At 65.3% G+C, this 17,983-nt stretch carries 19 protein-coding genes; 3 read left to right on the top strand and 16 right to left on the bottom strand.

Features of this window, described 5'->3' with window-relative positions:
• Nucleotides 1–81: 81 nt before the first annotated feature.
• The 4 genes from AC07X6_RS18920 to ybiB all read right to left on the bottom strand — a co-directional run bounded on the left by AC07X6_RS18920 (nt 82) and on the right by ybiB (nt 3,369).
• Nucleotides 82–534 carry a GatB/YqeY domain-containing protein gene (locus tag AC07X6_RS18920; protein ID WP_070223119.1) on the bottom strand — a complete coding sequence of 151 codons (453 nt, stop codon included), beginning with the start codon at nt 532–534 and terminating at the stop codon, nt 82–84.
• Nucleotides 535–730: 196 nt separating this feature from the next.
• Nucleotides 731–943 (bottom strand): 30S ribosomal protein S21, encoded by a 213-nt coding sequence (rpsU, locus tag AC07X6_RS18915; RefSeq protein WP_008451879.1) that lies wholly within the window; start codon nt 941–943, stop codon nt 731–733.
• Between the two features lie 162 nt (nt 944–1,105).
• A complete protein-coding gene (locus AC07X6_RS18910) occupies nt 1,106–2,320 on the bottom strand; it encodes a BaiN/RdsA family NAD(P)/FAD-dependent oxidoreductase (protein WP_230539917.1) in 1,215 nt (404 codons plus the stop codon).
• Between the two features lie 56 nt (nt 2,321–2,376).
• Nucleotides 2,377–3,369 carry a DNA-binding protein YbiB gene (gene ybiB, locus AC07X6_RS18905; protein ID WP_494792007.1) on the bottom strand — a complete coding sequence of 331 codons (993 nt, stop codon included), beginning with the start codon at nt 3,367–3,369 and terminating at the stop codon, nt 2,377–2,379.
• Nucleotides 3,370–3,532: 163 nt separating this feature from the next.
• On the opposite strand from ybiB, the gene AC07X6_RS18900 reads away from it, so the two are divergent.
• On the top strand, nt 3,533–4,156 hold the full coding sequence (locus AC07X6_RS18900) for a hypothetical protein (RefSeq protein WP_494792006.1): 624 nt from the start codon (nt 3,533–3,535) through the stop codon (nt 4,154–4,156).
• Nucleotides 4,157–4,262: 106 nt separating this feature from the next.
• Nucleotides 4,263–5,324 carry a 3-deoxy-7-phosphoheptulonate synthase gene (locus tag AC07X6_RS18895; RefSeq protein ID WP_494792005.1) on the top strand — a complete coding sequence of 354 codons (1,062 nt, stop codon included), beginning with the start codon at nt 4,263–4,265 and terminating at the stop codon, nt 5,322–5,324.
• A gap of 47 nt (nt 5,325–5,371) precedes the next feature.
• On the opposite strand, the gene AC07X6_RS18890 is transcribed toward AC07X6_RS18895, so the two are convergent.
• A complete protein-coding gene (locus AC07X6_RS18890) occupies nt 5,372–5,782 on the bottom strand; it encodes a nitrite reductase (NAD(P)H) small subunit (RefSeq protein WP_494792004.1) in 411 nt (136 codons plus the stop codon).
• Between the two features lie 210 nt (nt 5,783–5,992).
• Here AC07X6_RS18890 and tsaD point away from each other — a divergent pair, with 210 nt between their 5' ends.
• Entirely contained in the window at nt 5,993–7,033 is a 1,041-nt protein-coding gene (tsaD, locus tag AC07X6_RS18885; RefSeq protein WP_494792003.1) for a tRNA (adenosine(37)-N6)-threonylcarbamoyltransferase complex transferase subunit TsaD, read from the top strand.
• Here tsaD and eutC read toward each other — a convergent pair whose 3' ends face one another.
• From eutC to AC07X6_RS18830, 11 genes are all read right to left on the bottom strand, one after another.
• Nucleotides 7,034–7,807: an ethanolamine ammonia-lyase subunit EutC gene (gene eutC / locus AC07X6_RS18880; RefSeq protein WP_494792002.1), complete on the bottom strand. Its 774-nt coding sequence runs from the start codon at nt 7,805–7,807 to the stop codon at nt 7,034–7,036.
• A gap of 9 nt (nt 7,808–7,816) precedes the next feature.
• Nucleotides 7,817–9,205, bottom strand: coding sequence for an ethanolamine ammonia-lyase subunit EutB (locus tag AC07X6_RS18875; RefSeq protein ID WP_494792001.1), 1,389 nt, complete (start codon nt 9,203–9,205; stop codon nt 7,817–7,819).
• 36 nt (nt 9,206–9,241) lie between these two features.
• Nucleotides 9,242–10,705: a TIGR01777 family oxidoreductase gene (locus AC07X6_RS18870; protein ID WP_494792000.1), complete on the bottom strand. Its 1,464-nt coding sequence runs from the start codon at nt 10,703–10,705 to the stop codon at nt 9,242–9,244.
• The gene (locus tag AC07X6_RS18865) at nt 10,702–11,346 is read right to left on the bottom strand and encodes a DUF4166 domain-containing protein (RefSeq protein ID WP_494791999.1); all 645 of its coding nucleotides are present in this window, start codon (nt 11,344–11,346) and stop codon (nt 10,702–10,704) included. The genes AC07X6_RS18870 and AC07X6_RS18865 overlap by 4 nt, the downstream gene beginning before the upstream one ends.
• Nucleotides 11,343–11,897, bottom strand: a complete 555-nt coding sequence (locus AC07X6_RS18860) for a GbsR/MarR family transcriptional regulator (RefSeq protein WP_230539927.1) — start codon at nt 11,895–11,897, stop codon at nt 11,343–11,345. The genes AC07X6_RS18865 and AC07X6_RS18860 overlap by 4 nt, the downstream gene beginning before the upstream one ends.
• Nucleotides 11,898–11,964: 67 nt before the next feature.
• A complete protein-coding gene (locus AC07X6_RS18855; RefSeq protein ID WP_494791998.1) occupies nt 11,965–13,083 on the bottom strand; it encodes a fatty acid desaturase family protein in 1,119 nt (372 codons plus the stop codon).
• Complete coding sequence (locus AC07X6_RS18850) at nt 13,080–14,195, bottom strand: sterol desaturase family protein (RefSeq protein WP_494791997.1); 1,116 nt, start codon at nt 14,193–14,195, stop codon at nt 13,080–13,082. Before AC07X6_RS18850 ends, AC07X6_RS18855 begins: the two co-directional genes overlap by 4 nt.
• On the bottom strand, nt 14,192–14,830 hold the full coding sequence (locus AC07X6_RS18845; protein ID WP_494791996.1) for a phosphatase PAP2 family protein: 639 nt from the start codon (nt 14,828–14,830) through the stop codon (nt 14,192–14,194). Before AC07X6_RS18845 ends, AC07X6_RS18850 begins: the two co-directional genes overlap by 4 nt.
• Complete coding sequence (locus AC07X6_RS18840) at nt 14,827–16,122, bottom strand: F390 synthetase-related protein (protein WP_494791995.1); 1,296 nt, start codon at nt 16,120–16,122, stop codon at nt 14,827–14,829. The genes AC07X6_RS18845 and AC07X6_RS18840 overlap by 4 nt, the downstream gene beginning before the upstream one ends.
• The gene (locus AC07X6_RS18835; RefSeq protein WP_494791994.1) at nt 16,119–16,949 is read right to left on the bottom strand and encodes an MBL fold metallo-hydrolase; all 831 of its coding nucleotides are present in this window, start codon (nt 16,947–16,949) and stop codon (nt 16,119–16,121) included. Before AC07X6_RS18835 ends, AC07X6_RS18840 begins: the two co-directional genes overlap by 4 nt.
• A complete protein-coding gene (locus AC07X6_RS18830) occupies nt 16,942–17,979 on the bottom strand; it encodes an NAD-dependent epimerase/dehydratase family protein (RefSeq protein ID WP_494791993.1) in 1,038 nt (345 codons plus the stop codon). The genes AC07X6_RS18835 and AC07X6_RS18830 overlap by 8 nt, the downstream gene beginning before the upstream one ends.
• Between the last annotated feature and the right edge of the window lie 4 nt (nt 17,980–17,983).

Below are 17,983 nucleotides of genomic sequence, written 5' to 3'. Positions count from 1 at the left end.
CCGGAGGTTGAGCCAGGTCAACGTGTGGGCTGTTAACAGGCTGCCAGCGCGACGGCTGGCAGCCCTTGCTACTATTGTTGCTTACGCGGCCGGCGTCAAGGCTTTCTTGACCAGGGCGGACACCACGGTCATGTCGGCGCGGCCAGCCAGCTTCGGCTTGACGATGGCCATGACCTTGCCCATGTCTTGCGGACCGGCGGCGCCCGAGGCGGCCACGGCGGCAGCCACTTCGGCCGCCACTTCTTCGTCCGACAGGCCAGCAGGCATGTAGCCGATCAGGTGCACCAGCTCGGCTTTTTCGATGTCGGCCAGGTCGGCGCGGCCACCGGCTTCGAACTGGGTGATCGAATCCTTGCGCTGCTTGATCATCTTTTCCACGATGGCCGTCACGTGGGCATCCGTCAATTCGATGCGCTCGTCGACTTCCTTGCGCTTGATTTCCGCCAGCAACAGGCGAATCGTGCCCAGCTTGCCCGTTTCCTTGGCGCGCATGGCGTTTTTCATGTCTTCGGTAATTTGTTCTTTCAAGCTCATGGCAATCCTCGTTGGTCAGTATGGGAACGGTGCTCGTGCGCGGCCAGAAACAAGTACGGGCCACAAAAGCGAAAACCCGCTGCGGCGAACCGGAGCGGGTATGCGACTCATCTGAAGTATCACTCCAGGCGAATCAAAACAAAACCCGTGGCGAACAATGCGCCGAACTACCCGGGTTGGTTCTGACTGAACAGTCTTAGAATAATTTTTTCGGCAGTTGTTGGCTGCGGATGCGTTTGTAATGACGCTTGACAGCAGCTGCCAGCTTGCGCTTGCGCTCAGCTGTTGGCTTTTCGTAGAATTCGCGTGCGCGCAATTCGGTCAGCAGACCCGTTTTTTCGATGGTGCGTTTGAAGCGACGCATTGCGACTTCGAACGGCTCGTTTTCTTTAAGGCGAATAGTGGTCATGTAAAATTCAAACCGTTGAGGTGGTGTATAGGAAGAGATAGATAGTAGCAGCTTTTATTGCGAAAGGGAAGCCCCTCCCCACTTGCGTGCGGCATGCAGCCTGCAGTCATTGCCGGAATGTGGCGTAAACCACGCACCGGTGCCCCCATCCTACAGAGTTGCTTACTGCAAGGCAATACCTGCCGCCACGCCGGAAGCCCAGGCCCACTGGAAGTTGTAACCGCCCAGCCAGCCCGTCACGTCGACCGATTCGCCGATGAAATACAGGCCCGGCACCTTATTGGCCATCATGGTCTGCTGCGACAGTTCGCGCGTGTCGATGCCGCCGCGCGTCACTTCCGCCTTGCGGTAGCCTTCAGAACCGTTCGGCACGATGGACCAGGCATTGATGGCCTGGCCCAGCTTGCGCAACTGCGCGTCGGGCATGTCGGCGATGCGCGCGTCCGGCGCCAGGCCGTTCGTGGCCAGCAGGCAGTCGGCCAGACGCTGCGGCAGCCATTGGGCGACGATATTGCCCAGCTGCTTCTTCAGGGTGCCTTTGCCTTCGATCAAGGTCTGCGCCACGTCCACTTCCGGCAGCAGGTTGATGACGATGGGTTCGCCCGGCAGCCAGTAGCTGGAAATCTGCAAAATCGCCGGACCGGACAGACCGCGATGGGTGAACAGCAAATCTTCGCGGAAACGCGCGCCCGTGGCCTTGCGGCCTTTCAGGCTGCCCGTTTCCACATCGACTTCCAGCGCGATGCCGGACAATTCCGCGAACGGCGCCCAGCTGGCCGGGTCGAACGTCAGCGGCACCAGGGCCGGACGCGGTTCGACCATCGCCAGGTCGAATTGTTTGGCGATGCGGTAGGCAAAGTCGGTGGCGCCGATCTTCGGGATCGACAGGCCGCCTGTGGCGATGACGATGCTGGCCGTCTCGATGTCGCCGCTGTCCGTCTGCAGCACGAAGCCGCCGTCCGCTTGCTGGACAACATTGTCGATCTTGCATGGCATGCGCCAGTGCACGCCGCCGGCGGCGCACTCATCCTTGAGCATATCGATGATCTGCTCGGCCGATTCATTGCAGAATTGCTGGCCCTTGTGCTTTTCGTGGTAGCCGATCCGGTATTTTTTCACCAGCGCGAGGAAATCCTGCGGCGTGTAGCGCGACAGCGCGCTCTTGCAGAAATGCGGGTTTTCCGAGAGGAAATTTTGCGGGGTGGCGTTGATATTGGTGAAATTACAACGCCCGCCACCCGAGATGCGGATCTTTTCGGCCAGCTTGGCCGCGTGATCGATCAACACCACGCGCTTGCCTTGCTGGGCGGCAACAGCCGCACACATCATGCCGGCCGCGCCCGCGCCGATCACTGCCACATCAAATTGTTTTGCCATAAGAATTCCGGTCACCGCTGATTACAAAGACGCCATTGTAAACTGCGGCGGCGCGGCTAGCGCGGCCGTGCTGCAATCTGCCGCGATGCCATCAGGCATTGCTCCACCTGTTCCGCGATCGACGGCGGCACGGGTACCTCGCCGCGCAGCACGGCGGCGATCCAGGCCGCCGTGGTGGCCGCATCGCGCTCGGCCGGCAAATGCGGCAACTCTTCCACCAGCAATTGCTTTTCCACCAGCACCGTGCGCTCGCCGCCGTGAAACCAGTCGATCTGCTGCGCCTTGTTGGCGTTGGCCACCGTTTCGCCCTCCGTGCCGCGCATCAGGAAGGCGTCGCCGCGCGCGGGATCACAGGCGGTCAGGAAATATTCACCGAGCATTTCCAGGTATTCGGGGTGCGTGTACGACACCAGGCGCAGGGCGGGCCCGGCGAACGGCTGCATGATTTTCACGAGGGTATGCGTGGAATTGCGCACGCCCAGCACGCGCCGCAACGACAGCATGTGCGCCAGGCGCGGCGCCAGCGCCTCGATGGGCAGGAAGGCCGCTTCGCCGCGCGCCATGGCGGCCTCGGCTTGTGCATGGTCGAGCGAGGCCGGGACGCCCAGCGCGGCCAGCACTTCGGCCGTCGTGATGCGGCCCGGGTCGCTGGTCACGCCATGCACGAGCACGGGGGCGCCCGCGCGCGCCAGCAGCAGCGCCAGCAAGGCCGTCAGATTCGCCATCTTGCGCGCGCCGTTGTAGCTGGGGATGATGATCGGGGCAAATTCACCGGCCGGCGCGGCCAGCGGGGCGAACGACGCCTCTGCCGCGTCGAGGAAGCCGGCGATCTCGTCCACGGACTCGCCCTTGATGCGCATCGACAACAAAATGCCGCCCAGTTCCAGGTCCGACACGCGGCCCTCGAGCATGGCGCGGTACAGGGCGCGGGCGTCGTCGCGCGTCATGCTGCGCGCGCCGTTCTTGCCGCGCCCTATTTCTTTGATGAAACGCGCGGCGGGAAATGGCTCACCGGCCACATCGGTATGGGGGATGGATACAGTCGTCATGGCGCCAGCTTACACGGATTTTTCCCCGTGCAGAGGGGCTGGAAGACGCCATAGGCGCCGATGCAACAGTCTTTTCAACATATTTCTTTGAGGAATGTACAGCGCGACTGCATCCAAACGCGCCGCCGCTGCGTATAAGACTGCACAGGGGGGGGAACTCATCATGGCACACGCGATCAAACAGGAAACTGCCTTCGTCGGCATCGAAACGGGCAAGCTGCTGCTGAAAGCCGTGCTGCTCTCGGGCGGCGAGGTGCTGTGCAAGGTGCTGGAAAACGACCTGGCCGGCTACCGCTGGCTGCGCAGCTGGCTGCAACGGAACGACGTGCCCGTCATGGGCTTGCGCGTCTGTCTGCGCCTCGATATGCCGTACAGCGAGGCGCCAGCCCGCGCGCTGGCCGAGATGGGCATGCTGGTCTGCGATGCCGAGCCGGGTCCGCTGGAAGCATATGCGCGCGGCCGCGGCTTGCCCGACAGCGTGGCGCGCGGCGCCGTGGTGCTGGCCCAGTATTGCGCGGCGGCACGCCCCGCCCCCTGGACGCCGCCCTCGCCCGCCTACGTGGAGCTGCGCCTGTGGCTGCGCCGCCTGCAAGCCGTGCGGCAGCTGCGCAAGCAGGAGATGGCATGCCTGGAAGGCCATCTCCACGCTGGCCAGATTGCGCTGCATCAATTACTGCGCCAGCAAATCGCCTGCCTGGACGCGCAGATACGCCAGTACGAAGCCGCCATCCTCGATCACAGCACGTGCGGCGCCAGCCTGGCCGACGGCGAGCCGGGCCTGCCATAAAAACAACTCATCCATTCCCGTTTTGGCCCCATCCCCGCCGCCAGGCCGCATTTCCGCTACACTATTGCCTCTTAAAGAACGCAATAGCGAAAGCCGAGCCAGAATCATGAATACGCCAGACATCGAAAATATCAACGTCACCTCCTTCGCACCCATGCCGACGCCAGCCGAACTGCACGCCAGGCTGCCGCTGTCGGAGAGCGCGTTCGACACCGTCAGCCGCGGCCGCGAAGCGCTGCGCAACATCATCGACCGCAAGGACCAGCGCCTGTTCGTCGTCGTCGGCCCTTGCTCGATCCACGACCCGGTCGCCGGCCTCGATTACGCGCGCCGCCTGAAAGCGCTGCAAGAGGAAGTCAAGGACACGATGCTGCTGGTGATGCGCGTGTATTTCGAAAAACCGCGTACCACCACGGGCTGGAAGGGCTATATCAACGACCCGTACATGGACGATTCGTTCAAGGTCAACGAAGGCATGGAAAAGGCGCGCCAGTTCCTGCTCGACGTGTGCGAACTGGGCTTGCCCACCGCCACCGAAGCGCTGGACCCCATCTCGCCGCAATACCTGGGCGATCTGATCGCCTGGACCGCCATCGGCGCGCGCACGACGGAATCGCAGACGCACCGCGAAATGTCGTCGGGCCTGTCGACACCGGTCGGCTTCAAGAACGGCACCGATGGCGACATCAGCATCGCCGTCAACGCGATCCTGTCGTCGGCGCACCCGCACTCATTCCTCGGCATTAACGCCGAAGGCAACGTCGCCATCGTGCGCACGCGCGGCAACGCCTACGGCCACGTGGTGCTGCGCGGCGGCGACGGCCGTCCGAACTACGATTCGGTCTCGATCGCCATCGCCGAACAGGCGTTGGCCAAGGCCAAGCTGCCGGCCAACCTGGTGGTCGACTGCTCGCATGCGAACAGCTATAAAAAACCGGAACTGCAACCGCTGGTGATGGGCGACGTGGTCAACCAGATCCGCCAGGGCAACCGCTCGCTGGTGGGCGTGATGATCGAATCGAACATCGTCGGCGGCAACCAGAAGATCCCGCAAGACCTGTCGCAACTGACCTACGGCTGCTCCGTCACGGACGGCTGCATCGACTGGGATACGACGGCCACCATGCTGCGCGACGCGCATGCGCACTTGTTAAGCCGCCCTGCATAAGCCTCTCGCGGATACGAAAAACGGCGCCCTGTGCGCCGTTTTTTTTCTCACACTGCCATCTGCACATGCGGCAGCACGGCGAACGAACCGGCCAGCGCCTGCTCCGCCTTGCTGGCCGGGATATTGAGCTCGTTGAAGTCCAGATAGATGCGCCCGTCCAGGATGCGCACGGCGTACGTGCGCGCCATGCCCTGCACGGGCGCCACTAGGCGGCCCGAATCGAGCTCGATGATCCAGCTGTTCTTCGGCCCCATCAGGTTTTTCTCCATCAGCACCCCGTGCGCCAGCGGGCCGCCCAGGCAAGGCACCGTGTCGAGCAGCGCATACACCGTGTCATCCAGGGCGCGAAACAGCGCCACGCCGGGCAAATCCTGCCAGGCCAGGCCCCGCTGCACCATGCGCGCGCCCGCCAGCGGCATGTCCTTCAGGCGGCAAATCATTTTCCATTGTTCCGGCATTGCTAGCTCCCTCGAGAAAGGCACACGCTTGACTAAGCAAGAGCGGTGCCAGTGCCGGCACAAGCGCAAAGCAGCCGGAATCGCGGGCAAAACCGGCCCGCGCCGCACTGCGCAAGTGCACACTGCCGCCGAAATGGTGCGCCGGCCGCACGGTGGACTGCCCGGCTTTCCTTTACAATGGCGGATTACTCCTCCCTATTCAGTACCTTCATGATTGTTCTTGGCGTCGAATCCTCCTGTGACGAAACCGGCCTGGCCTTGTACGACACGCAACGCGGCCTGCTGTCGCACGCCCTCTACTCGCAAGTAGCCATGCACGAGCAGTATGGCGGCGTAGTGCCGGAACTGGCGTCGCGCGACCATATCCGCCGCGCCATCCCGCTGCTCGATGAAACCTTGACCAAGGCCGGCATCGGTCTGTCCGAAATCGACGCCATCGCCTACACGCAAGGGCCGGGCCTCGCCGGCGCGCTGCTGGTGGGTTCCTCGGTTGCCTGCAGCCTGGGCCTGGCCATCAACAAACCGGTGCTGGGCATCCACCACCTGGAAGGGCATTTGCTGTCGCCGCTGCTGGCGTCGGAGCCGCCGGAATTCCCGTTCATCGCGCTGCTGGTGTCGGGCGGCCACACCCAGCTGATGCGCGTCGATGGCGTGGGCCAGTACACGATGCTGGGCGAAACCCTCGACGATGCGGCCGGCGAAGCGTTCGACAAGTCGGCCAAGCTGCTGGGCCTTGGCTATCCGGGCGGCCCCGCCATCTCGCGCCTGGCCGAATTCGGCGACCCGCTGGCGTATAAACTGCCGCGCCCCATGCTGCATTCGAAGGATTTCAATTTCAGTTTCTCCGGTTTGAAGACGGCCGTACTGACGGTGGTCAAGAACCATGAAGAAAAAGTCATCGCCAATATCTGCGAACAGGACAAGGCGAACATCGCGCGCGGCTTCGTCGACGCCATCGTCGACGTGCTGACGGCCAAATGCGTGGCGGCCCTCAAGCACACGGGCTTGAAGCGCCTGGTGATCGCCGGCGGCGTGGGCGCCAACGCGCAGCTGCGCGCCTCGCTCAACGCGGCGGCCGCCAAGAAGCGTTTCAAGGTGTATTACCCGGAGCTGGAATTCTGCACCGATAACGGCGCCATGATCGCCTTTGCCGGCGCCATGCGCCTGCAGATCAACCCGGCCGCCGCCAAGCACGATTACTCGTTCAACGTGCGCCCGCGCTGGCCGCTCGACGAAATCCGCGAAGTCTGATCACGCCAGCAGGAAGTTGCGCGCGCCCGCCAGGGCCGCGCCCTCTGCCACCGTTTCATCCTTCAAGTCCACGCCCGACAACTGCCTGGTAAATGCCTGCGACAGCAAATAATGCAGCCGGTAGGCGGCTGGCGCATATGCCAGGCCTTCCGGGCGCACGTTCGAGATGCAGTTGCGGCGCTCGTCCAGCAAGCCTGCTTTCGGCGCCCACGTCAGGTACAGGCCCAGGCTGTCCGGGGAACTGAGGCCCGGCCGCTCGCCGATCAGCACCAGCACGGCCCGCGCTTTTATCAATTCCCCCACCTCGTCGCCGATGGCCACCCGCCCCTGCGCCACGATGTGCAGCGGCGACAGCGTCCACGCTTCCGGCGCCAGCCGTGCGCGCAAAGCGGCCAGGAACGGCGCCGCGTGGCGTTGTATCGCCAGCGCCGACAGGCCATCGGCCGCCACCAGCGCCAGGTCCACGCCCATAGCACCAGCAGCCAGTCGCGCCCGTGAAACGTCGTCGAGGCGGCGGCCCAGGTCGGGGCGTTGCAGATAGTCGGCGCGCGTGGCGGCGGCGCTGTGCAGTTGCATGCAGTCTTGCCCTTGCGCGGCCAGGACGCGCGCCAGGGCCTCGCCATCAAGCGCCAGGTGCACGGCATCGCGCGCCTGCGCGTGGGCCAGCTGGAACGCCAGCTGCGCGCGGGTCGGCACGCTCACGCCGCTGCGTCCCAGCGCGATGCGCGCCGCCGTATGCGCGCGCAGCGCCTGCCACAGATGGTTTTCGTCCATGCATACCCCCTAGGCGTCCAGGCGCAGCAAGGCCGCCTGGAAGGCGGGCGCCAGCGCCGTGTTCAGGTTCCCCTGCGCATCCGTGATCCGCATGCGCGCCAGCCAGGCGTCGAATTCCGGCGCGGGACGCAGGCCCAGCACGCGGCGCGCATACAGGGCGTCGTGGAACGAGGTGCTCTGGTAGCCCAGCATGATGTCGTCCGCGCCCGGCACGCCCATGATGAAATTGCAGCCGGCCACGCCCAGCATGGTCAGCAAGGCGTCCATGTCGTCCTGGTCCGCTTCCGCATGGTTGGTGTAGCACACGTCGCAGCCCATGGGCAGTCCCAGCAGCTTGGCGCAGAAATGGTCTTCCAGCCCCGCGCGCATGATCTGCTTGCCGTCGTACAGGTATTCCGGGCCGATGAAACCCACCACGGAATTGACCAGCAGCGGTTGATACGCGCGCGCCACCGCATACGCGCGCGCCTCGCACGTCTGCTGGTCCATGCCGTGGTGGGCGCCGGCCGACAGGGCGCTGCCCTGGCCCGTCTCGAAATACATGACGTTGCTGCCCACCGTGCCGCGCCCCAGCGACAGGGCCGCCGCCCGGCCCTCGGCCAGTAGCGCCAGGTCGATGCCGAAGCTGCGGTTGGCTGCCTGCGTGCCCGCCACCGACTGGAACACCAGGTCGACGGGCGCGCCGCGGCGGATCGCTTCGAGCGTGTTGGTGATGTGCGTCAGCACGCAGGACTGGGTGGGAATCTGATATTGAGCTATGACGGCGTCGAGCAGGTGCAGCAGCGACACCACCTGCGCCACGTTGTCGGTGGCGGGATTGATGCCGATCACGGCGTCGCCGCTGCCCAGCATCAAGCCATCGAGCATCGACGCGGCAATCCCCGTGGCGTCATCGGTCGGATGATTCGGCTGCAAGCGCGTGGACAGGCGCCCTTCCAGGCCCAGGGTATTGCGGAAAGCCGTGACGACACGGCACTTGCGGGCCACCAGCACCAGGTCCTGCAGGCGCATGATTTTTGAGACGGCGGCCGCCATTTCCGGCGTGATGCCGGCGGCGACGCGTGCCAGCGTGGCCGTATCCGTCGCGTCATCGAGCAGCCAGTCGCGGAAATCGCCCACGCACAGATGGGAAATGGGCGCGAACGCGGCGCGCGCGTGGGTATCGACGATCAGGCGCGTGACTTCATCGTCTTCATACGGCACCAGCGCTTCATTGAGGAATGTCAACAACGGCACCTCGGCCAGCGCCAGTTGCGCCGCCACCCGCTCGCGCGCGCTCGATGCCGCCACGCCGGCCAGCACGTCGCCCGAACGGGGCGGCGTGGCTTTCGCCAGCAGTTCCTTCAGGCTGGCGAACTGGTAAACATGGCTGTCTATCGTATGGCTGAAGCGGGGCATGGTTCGGTTCCTCCAAGGCCCCCATCTTACGCCAACTTATAAACTGCGCAGCGCACCTTCCAGCTGCGGATAGCGGAAGACAAAACCGTCGGCTAACAGCCGGCGCGGGGCGACCCGCTGGCCTTCCACCAGCAAGTCGGCCTGCTCGCCCAGCAAGGCGCGCATGACGAAGGCCGGCGTCGGCATGAAGGATGGCCGGTGCAGCACTTTGCCCGCCACCTGGGCGAAGCGGCGCTGTTTGATCGCTTCCGGCGCGCAGAAGTTATACGCGCCATTCACGGCACCCTCTTCGCTGCGGCGCGCCACATGGGCGATGGCACGGATCACGTCGCGCACGTGCACCCACGTGACCCACTGCCTGCCGCTGCCCAGCGGGCCGCCCACGCCGAAGCGTATCGGCAGCAGCATCTGCGGCAGAGAACCCTGGTGGCCGAAGACGAGGCCGAAGCGCATGCAGCCCACCTGCACGCCATAGCGTTCCGCCTGGCGCGCCGCCGCTTCCCACTCCTGGCACAGCTGCGACATGAAGATGGCTTGCGGCGCGCTCTCCTCCGTCAATTCCGTGGCGTCGCCCTGCGGCTGCACGCCGTAATAGCCGATGGCCGACGCCGACAGCAGCACCCTCGGCTTGTGCTGCGCGCGGGCGATCCACGCCACCAGTTCTTGCGTCAGCGCCACGCGGCTGCGGCGCAAGGCCGCCTTGCGCGCGTCCGTCCAGCGCTTGCCGACGATGCGCGCGCCGGCCAGGTTGACCACCATGTCGATGCGCTGCGCATCCGATAATTCGCCGAACGACCGGATGCAGCGCACCTGGCCGTCGAAGGTCCACGCGGCCTGCTTGGGCTGGCGCGTCAGCACCGTCACCGCATGGCCGTCGGCCAGCAAGGCGCTAACCAGCTGCTGGCCGATAAAACCCGTGGCGCCCGTCACCAGCACGGACTGCGGCGCGGCGGCAAAACGCAGGTGCTCCTCTTGCTCTGCCGTCTCCTGCACCTTGCGCCGTCCCAGCTGCCATACGGCATACGCGTCGCGCAGACCGGACAAGCCCACGCCCACGCCGCACAGGACGAGGAAGACGCTGAGCCAGCCATACGGCTGCCACACGAGGGCCGTCGGCAAGCTGGCCCACTCGCTGCTGTTCAGGGCCAGCAGCGCGATGAAGGCGCCCGCATTGATCGCCAGCACCGTGTGCGTGACCCGCTCCGTGGCGGGCAAGAGGCGGGTTTGATCTTCCACAACAAAATCCCACAGGGTCAGCACGATTTCCACGCCAAACACGATCACCAGCACCCAGGCCCAGGCGCCATGCCACTCCCAGGCGGCCAGGCCCACGAACAGCAGGCTGTAGATCAGCGCGCGGGTGGCGTGGATGGTCAGTTCCAGGCGCGCCGACGCCTTTTGCGGCAGCGCTTCCGTGATTTCATGGTGGTAGATGGTGTCGAAGGCGCCCAGGCAGCCTTGCGCCGCCATCAGTTGCAGGGCCAGCAGATGCGTATTCATGGTGTCTCCTTGTGAATTTCCGGCGCGGCGGATTCGCGGAACACGCCGGCCTGGGTAAACGTGGTGCCGAACAGCGCGTGGCGGATCTCGATGCGGATGTTGAACTGCTGCGGCGTGTCGTTGCGGTGGCACAGATAGGTCTTGCCGGGCGTGAGCACGCCGGGCAGCGGCATGCGCCAGCCGAACAGGTCCCAAAAATAGCCGTCGCTGGTGAAGTGCAGATTGCCATCCTCGACGTGCAGGACGAGCTTCATGCCCAGTCCCATGCCCACGTATTCGAGCACTTCGCCTTTTTCGCTTTCGGCCATGTAGGACGTGAAGCGGATCGGCGCGCGCCCGTGCAGGCGGTAGGTGCGCTGCTTGAAGATGAAGGGGCAGCCGGGGCGCGAATACACTTCGATATCGACGGGGAAGTCGTGATCGTCGTACGGAATCAAGGCGCCGTCGATGAAGGGGCGCGTCAGCCAGCCCAGCACCTTGCCCAGGCGCGAACTCGTGAGTTCACTGAGCTCGCCCCGGTAGTACAGGGGCTGGCCGGGCGCGGGATTTTTCTCGAAGCGGCGGCGGATATCCGGGTGCAGAGTCAGCCAGCGCTCTCCCATCACCTTCTTGAACAATTCTCCTTCCGAGGGGCCGTTCATGCTTTTCCCGGCTTGCCCGGCTTGTCTTCCGGACTGAGGAACTTGGCCACCTTGCCGCCCATCGACAGCATGCGCTGCAGGGTGGCCGGCGGCAGGTTTTTATAGTCGCTGTAGGTGGAGCTGAGCATTTCCAGGAAGGCCAGCACTTCGCCCATGCGCGCCAGCGTTTCCGGCGGTATCGCCGCATCCTGTTCGCCCTCGATCGCGCATTCGCGCAGCACCGTCAGCGTGGGGTCGATCTCGCGCCGCTTGCGCTCTTCCATGATGACCCTGAAGATTTCCCACACATCCTGCAGGGCGACGAAGTGGTCGCGCCGGTCCCCCATCACGTGCGTGATGCGCGCCAGGCCCCAGCTTTGCAATTCCTTCAGGCTGTTGCTGACGTTCGAGCGGGCCACGTTCAGGCTGGCCGCGATGTCTTCCGCCGTCAGCGGTGCATTGGCCAGGAACAGCAGCGCGTGGATCTGCGCCACCGTGCGGTTGACGCCCCAGCGGGTGCCCATCTCCCCCCAGTGGAGAATGTATTTCTGCGTCGTCGGACTCAATTCCATGATTTTCTCTTATTTCTGTCGTTACAGAAATGTAAGACGAAACGGAAAAACAGTCAAGCGCGATTCGTCAGGACTGGGCGGGCGGCTGGCCCATGGCGCGCAGGAAGGCTTGCTGCGAGGCGTGCAACTGGCCGTAACCGAGTTCGCGGTACACGAGGCCGTGGCGCGGCGCCAGTTCGGCCAGGATGCGCGCCAGCGCCGGGTAGTGGCGGTGGCTCCAGGTGGGGAACAAATGGTGCGTCAGGTGCAGATTCAGGCCGCCGAGCCAGTAGCTGAGCCAGCGCAGCGCGCGCGGTTTCGGCGTCCAGTCGCAGGCCGTGTAAAACGTGTGCTGGTACCAGTCGTGCGGCAGGGTGCCGTCCTCTCCCGGCTGAAAGAATTCCACTTCGGCCCAGTGCGTGCCGAGGATCAGCGCCACCAGCACGCACGAGGCGAGCATCTGGCCCAGGAAATACGCGCCCAGCACCACGCCCCAGCCGATGCCGTGCTGCTGCAGCACCCACATGGGCAGCGCCAGCACCAGCGCCACGTGGCCCAGCTTCCAGCCCAGGAAGGACAGCCAGCCGCGCCAGCCCTGCAAGCGGCTGTGCGCGGCCACGGGCGTCTTGCCGAAGCGGTCCAGCCAGTCGCCATACCAGTTCAGGTAAGGCAGCGAAAGGGCCGCCACCACGGGCCAGTACAGGTATTGATAGCGGTACTGGGGCGCCCAGCGTTGGAACGGCGTCTGGCGCAAAAACGGATTCGGTTCCGTGTCGAGGTCATAGCCTTCCACGTTCGCATACGTGTGATGGAAATGCACGTGGCGGATGGTCCAGAAATCCGTGTCCACGCCCACGGGCACGCCCACCAGGCGGATCAGGATGCGATTCAGGCGTCCCTGGCGGAAGACGGCGCTGTGGGCCGCGTCGTGCAGGGTATTCATGGCCAGCGCCATGGCCGCCATCAGGCAGGCGACATAGCTGGCGACAAACGGCCAGGTGCTGCCGGCGTGCAGCGCCAGCGCGTACAGCCCCGCCGTCAACGCGGTCAGAAAGACGCTTTTCGCATGCAGGCGCCAGTCGCCGAAGCGGTGTTTTCCTTCGGCCGCCAGGTAGGCGTCGGCGCGCGCGCGCAGTTCGCGGCGGAAGGCGGAATCGCGGGCGGGCTGGAAGCGCAGCGGCGGCAGGGAAGGTACCGGCGGCGTCACGCGCGCGTCCCCGCCGTAGCCGGCCACCACAGGCGGCGCGCGCCGTCGAGGCCATGCGCCAGCAGCGCGGCCAGGAACACCATGCCCCACGCATCGCGCGGGCCATACCAGCCCAGATACAGGGCAGGCATGGCCAGCGCGATGGCGACCCAGGCGATGGCGCCCCAGCGCCGCGCGTCCGACAAGCCGCCCAGCGCCAGGGTGCCGCCAAAGATCAGTGCGAACAGGATGGCTTGCTGCGCGCCGGCCAGCGCCGCTTCGTGGTTGACGTAATAAATCACGAGGCCAAACAGGATCACCCCGCCGATGCCGATGAACAGCTCGGGCACTTCGAAAGTGCCGCGCGACTGCCAGTGGGGAAAGCGCGCGCGCAGCCACTTGAACAACTTGCTGTTGCTGGCCAGGAGCGGATTGTGGGTTTGTGTCATGCCCTTCACGCCATAGCGCATTTCCACGCCATCGAGTTCCGGCTGGAAGCTGCCGAAGAGTTTGTCCCAGATCAACAAGGTGCCGCCGAAATTGCGGTTGATGTAGCGTTTATCCGTGCCATGGTGCACGCGGTGGTGCGAGGGCGTGACCATGAAGCTATCCAGAATGCCGGACTTGTTCACCAGCGCATTGTGGTTATACAACTGCACCGTGTAATGCAGCGACGAGACGACGAGGAAGATTTCCAGCGGTACGCCCAGCACGGCCAGGATGGCGATGAAGGGGAAATTCGTCAGCGATGAATACCAGGAATTGCGCACGCCCAGCGACAGGTTGAAATGCTCGCCCTGGTGGTGCACCACGTGCACGGCCCACAGCAGCGGGATTTTATGGTGCAGCCGGTGCATCCAGTAAAAGCACAGGTCCCAGGCAAAAAAGGCGAACACCCACTGCGCCGCCACGGGCCACCGGTCGACGATGTGCAGGTTCACATGGCGCAGCAGCAGGGCGAACGCCGCCACTTCCACGCCGCGGAACACCCACATCAATATATGGCCGGAATTGAGGTTGAAGATGACGTCCTTCCACGGCACGGGCGTCTTGCGCACCCATTTGAGGATCAGCAGTTCGGCCAGCACGAAGGCCAGCATGACAAGGAAAGAGAGGGCAAAGGGGTTCATCATGATGCGGTTTCAGTGGAAATGGCGCGGCGAGCCGTCCAGAATACCTGCATTTTCGCCAACATGCCGCCCGCCACGCCCACGGCCAGGCCCGCGGCCAGGTCGATGCTCACGTGCCGGCGCAGCGCGATGATGGCGTAGCAGATGGCCACTCCCAGCACCAGCGCCAGCGCGGAACGCAGCAGATGGCGTTTGTCGCACAAGGCCCACACGCACAGCAAGGTCAGGGCGCCATGCAGCGAGGGCAGGCAGTTTTGCGCGGAATCCGCCGCCTGCAGCAGGCGCAGCGCCTGCGTGCTCCAGGCATGACCGTCACCCACGGGCGGATACGCGAGCGTGGTCGGATACAGCAGGAAGACCACGCCGCAGGCCAGCGCGGAAAGCGCCATGGCGCGCGCCAGCCAGCGTACGCGGGCCGCATCGGCCGCCAGGTAGGCGTAGGGGATCAGGATGAAAAACGACAGATACAGCCAGATGGCGGCGTCCGTGTAGGGAATGGCGCGGTCGATGGCCGTTTCCGGCAGCAGCGCGCCCTGCCCTTGCAGCACATCGCTGGAAAAATACACGAGGCCGACGCTGCCCCAGCCGGCCAGCAGATGCAGCAGGCGGCCGCGTACGGTCATGGAAGAAGGGTTCATGCGGTCGCAAGGCGCCGGATGCGGCGCCGTTTCATGGTGGGGTCAAAGGGAGGCAGTTCGCTGCCCGTCGTCCAGGCCAGGGCGTCGACGGCCACGCCCAGGCCGCGCAGCACCGCCGCCAGGTGTTCGCGCAGGGCGGCCAGGCCCGCGTCGTCGAGGGCCGCATGCAGCTGCAGGGCAGCATCGCCCGACTGCAGCAGGCGGTAGTCGGCGTCGGCCGGCAAGGCTTGCGCGAACGCGCGCGTCAAGACGTCGGCAAACACGGCGATGGGGGCGCCGCCGCGTGCAGAGGGAAGCAGCAGCATGTCGTCGCAGCGCCCTTCGATGCCGTCGATGGCGCGCGTGGCGCGGCCGCACGGGCATGGCGTGGCGCGCGCGATCAGGATGTCGTCCAGGCGGTAGCGCACGATGGGCTGCGTGATGCGCGTGAAGTCGGTAATCACGGGCACAAAACGACGTTCTTCAGCGTCGAGCCATTGCGGCTCGACGTGCACATATTCTTCGTTCAAATGCAGCACGCCGTGTTCGCAGCTGCTGGCAAGGAAACCTTCCGTGGCCTGGTAGATTTCATGCACGGCGCCGAACGCGTGCGCGATCAGGGCGCGGTCCTGCGCTTCGAGCACTTCGGCCACCGAGATGACTTTTTTCGGCGCCAGCGCCAGGCTGCCGTCGATGACGCGCAGCGCCAGCTGGCGCAGCACCTGGGCCGGCGCGACGATGACGGTGGGTTGATATTGCGCAAGCTGCGCGCACAGGCTGTCGAACGGTGCGAACAGGTCGTAGAAGGCAAACGTCAGCCACGGCGAGCGCACGGCCGTGTACAGATTGCTGTTCGCGCGCAGGAACAGGGCCACTTTTTCGCCGGAAAACAGGCCGTCGGGCAGCGCCTTGGCCAGCATCACGCCCGCCCATTGCGCCTTTTCGCTGGGGCTGACGGTAAATACGGCGCGCCGCGACGAGGTGCCCGACGACAGGCCCACGGTGATGTCGCCCACGGCCGGCGTGAAGTCGCGGCTATGTTCAGCCGCCATGGCCGCGTCCATCGCCTGCGCCAAAGTCACCCCTTCGGTGTTCATGGCGTCGAAATGTTCGAGCATCAGCGCCTTGTTCATGGTCGGCCACTGCGCCAGGGGCAGATCGCGGAACGGCGCAAAGTAGCTGCTGCGCGCGCACAGCACCTCGGTGAAGCGCGCCAGTTGCTTGCGCTGGTAGGCGTCCAGCTGCGCGCGGTCAGCAAAATGCAGGCGGCGCGTGCGCCAGTACGACAGCAACAGCCAGACAATACGTTTCACGGGCGGCCCGCCACTGGCAAATAATCGTTGGTGTCTTCATGCGTGATGCGGATCTGCGCATTGCCCGACCGGTGCAGCTGGTGCAGGCGGTTCAGCGTTTCATAGTATGGCGCGCGCTTGTGCTGGATGAGGAACGACAGTTCCGATGGTCCGCGCAGTTGCTGGAAGCTTTCCGGCACCCACGCCGCGTCGGACGCCAGCAAGGTCCAGCCGCCGTCCTGCAGCACGAAGGCGCCCAGGTGGCCGATGGCGTGGCCGGGCAGGTCGACGATGTAGATTTCGCCCGTGCCGCTGACGTCGCGCCCGTGCGTAAACGGCAGCAGGGCCGCCGGCAAGGCCGTCTCGGGCACGCTTTCGACGAAATCGAGGCGGTCGGCAATATCGTTCGGCAGCAGCTCGGGCACGAAGGCCTGGCGCACGGCGGCCACGCCGGACAGTCCACGCACGGCGTCCCAGCCCGTTTTCGAGGCCATCAGCCGCGCGCCGGGAAAGTCGCGCAGGCCGGCGATATGGTCGGCGTGGAAGTGCGACAGCAGCAAGGTGTGGATGTCGCCGGGCGATACGCCATGCGCGCGCAGCTGGCCGTGCAGCGACTCATTCTCGTCGAACGAGATGGGCGTGACCCACGCGTACATGCGGTACACGCCTTTCGACGTGGCGGCGCGGAAGTGTTCGGCATACCCCGTGTCCCACAGGTACAGGCCCGCGCGCGTTTCGATCAGGTAGGCGCGCGAGGGGAAGCAGCGGCTGGCCAGCCCGCTGCCTTTCAGAACCATGCAGGACGGATGGGTGCAGTGGCCGACGCGAAACGCGGTGATGCTAGCCATTGCGCTCCTTGCCCACCTTGTGCGCCGCCGCTTCCTGGCGCATCCATTGCGCCGTGCGGGCGATGCCGTCCTGCAGGCTGACGACGGGACGATAGCCGAGCACCTTGCGCGCCTTGGCGCCGTCGAGCGTCATGTCGAAACTGAGCGCGCCGATGCTGTAGGGCGTGAGCGACGGTTCGCGCCGCGTAAAGCGCGAGGCGAACTGCATCAGGCGCGCAACCACCGCCAGCACGCGGTACGGCACGCTGACGATTTCGAACGGCTGCTGCAGGTGCTCGCAGAACAAAGTGCGCAAGATGTCGCACAGGCGCGCCGGTTCGCCATTCGTGATGTTGAAGGCGGCGCCGGAAGCGATGGTCTTGTGCACGGTGGCCAGCCACATCGCATGCACGACGTTATCCACATAGGTGACGTCGATGGTGGCCGCGCCGCCGTTGGGCAGCGGCAGCTTGCCGCCGCGCTGCTGCAGCACGCGCGCCAGGCGCGGAATCAAGACCTGGTCGTACGGGCCGAAGATGGCGCGCGGGCGCAGGATCACGCACGTCATGCCGCGGTGGCGGTCGACGCAATCCTGCACCAGCCTTTCCGCCATCGCCTTGGAACGCGCGTACGCGTTGACGAAGGCGTCGGGGCGGAAGGTTTCCGGCACCTCGTAGCGGTTGCGGTAGTCGAAATAGATGGCCGGGGTGGAGATGTGCACGAAGCGCGCCACGTGCAGGCTGGCGGCCGCGCGCAGCAACTGGCCCGTGGCCGTGACGTTGGCGGCGATGAAGTCGCGCTCCGCGCCCCACGGCGAGGACAGCGCGGCGCAGTGCCAGACGGTGTCCATGCCGCGCACCAGCTCATCGACCTGGCGCGGGGTGGCTTGCGCCAGGTCAAGCGCGACGAATTGCGCGCCCATGCGTTCCAGTTCGCGGCCCACGGCGGCATTGCGGCCCGTGGCGCGCACTTCCACGCCCTGCGCCAGCAGGGTGCGCACGGCATTGCGCCCCAAGCCGCCCGTCGCTCCCGTGACCAGTATCCGCCTCATCGCA

The sequence above is a fragment of the Janthinobacterium sp. GW460-12-1-14-LB5 genome (assembly GCF_059423585.1).
The sequence above is the reverse complement of the archived record's forward strand: the minus strand, read 5'-3'. Positions and strand labels throughout refer to the sequence as shown.

What these genes read in the sequence shown, in the direction of transcription:
- AC07X6_RS18920 (WP_070223119.1), bottom strand. Translation starts at nt 534, where the DNA reads ATGAGCTTGAAAGAACAAATTACCGAAGACATGAAAAACGCCATGCGC.
- rpsU (WP_008451879.1), bottom strand. Translation starts at nt 943, where the DNA reads ATGACCACTATTCGCCTTAAAGAAAACGAGCCGTTCGAAGTCGCAATG.
- AC07X6_RS18910 (WP_230539917.1), bottom strand. Translation starts at nt 2,320, where the DNA reads ATGGCAAAACAATTTGATGTGGCAGTGATCGGCGCGGGCGCGGCCGGC.
- ybiB (WP_494792007.1), bottom strand. Translation starts at nt 3,369, where the DNA reads ATGACGACTGTATCCATCCCCCATACCGATGTGGCCGGTGAGCCATTT.
- AC07X6_RS18900 (WP_494792006.1), top strand. Translation starts at nt 3,533, where the DNA reads ATGGCACACGCGATCAAACAGGAAACTGCCTTCGTCGGCATCGAAACG.
- AC07X6_RS18895 (WP_494792005.1), top strand. Translation starts at nt 4,263, where the DNA reads ATGAATACGCCAGACATCGAAAATATCAACGTCACCTCCTTCGCACCC.
- AC07X6_RS18890 (WP_494792004.1), bottom strand. Translation starts at nt 5,782, where the DNA reads ATGCCGGAACAATGGAAAATGATTTGCCGCCTGAAGGACATGCCGCTG.
- tsaD (WP_494792003.1), top strand. Translation starts at nt 5,993, where the DNA reads ATGATTGTTCTTGGCGTCGAATCCTCCTGTGACGAAACCGGCCTGGCC.
- eutC (WP_494792002.1), bottom strand. Translation starts at nt 7,807, where the DNA reads ATGGACGAAAACCATCTGTGGCAGGCGCTGCGCGCGCATACGGCGGCG.
- AC07X6_RS18875 (WP_494792001.1), bottom strand. Translation starts at nt 9,205, where the DNA reads ATGCCCCGCTTCAGCCATACGATAGACAGCCATGTTTACCAGTTCGCC.
- AC07X6_RS18870 (WP_494792000.1), bottom strand. Translation starts at nt 10,705, where the DNA reads ATGAATACGCATCTGCTGGCCCTGCAACTGATGGCGGCGCAAGGCTGC.
- AC07X6_RS18865 (WP_494791999.1), bottom strand. Translation starts at nt 11,346, where the DNA reads ATGAACGGCCCCTCGGAAGGAGAATTGTTCAAGAAGGTGATGGGAGAG.
- AC07X6_RS18860 (WP_230539927.1), bottom strand. Translation starts at nt 11,897, where the DNA reads ATGGAATTGAGTCCGACGACGCAGAAATACATTCTCCACTGGGGGGAG.
- AC07X6_RS18850 (WP_494791997.1), bottom strand. Translation starts at nt 14,195, where the DNA reads ATGATGAACCCCTTTGCCCTCTCTTTCCTTGTCATGCTGGCCTTCGTG.
- AC07X6_RS18845 (WP_494791996.1), bottom strand. Translation starts at nt 14,830, where the DNA reads ATGAACCCTTCTTCCATGACCGTACGCGGCCGCCTGCTGCATCTGCTG.
- AC07X6_RS18835 (WP_494791994.1), bottom strand. Translation starts at nt 16,949, where the DNA reads ATGGCTAGCATCACCGCGTTTCGCGTCGGCCACTGCACCCATCCGTCC.
- AC07X6_RS18830 (WP_494791993.1), bottom strand. Translation starts at nt 17,979, where the DNA reads ATGAGGCGGATACTGGTCACGGGAGCGACGGGCGGCTTGGGGCGCAAT.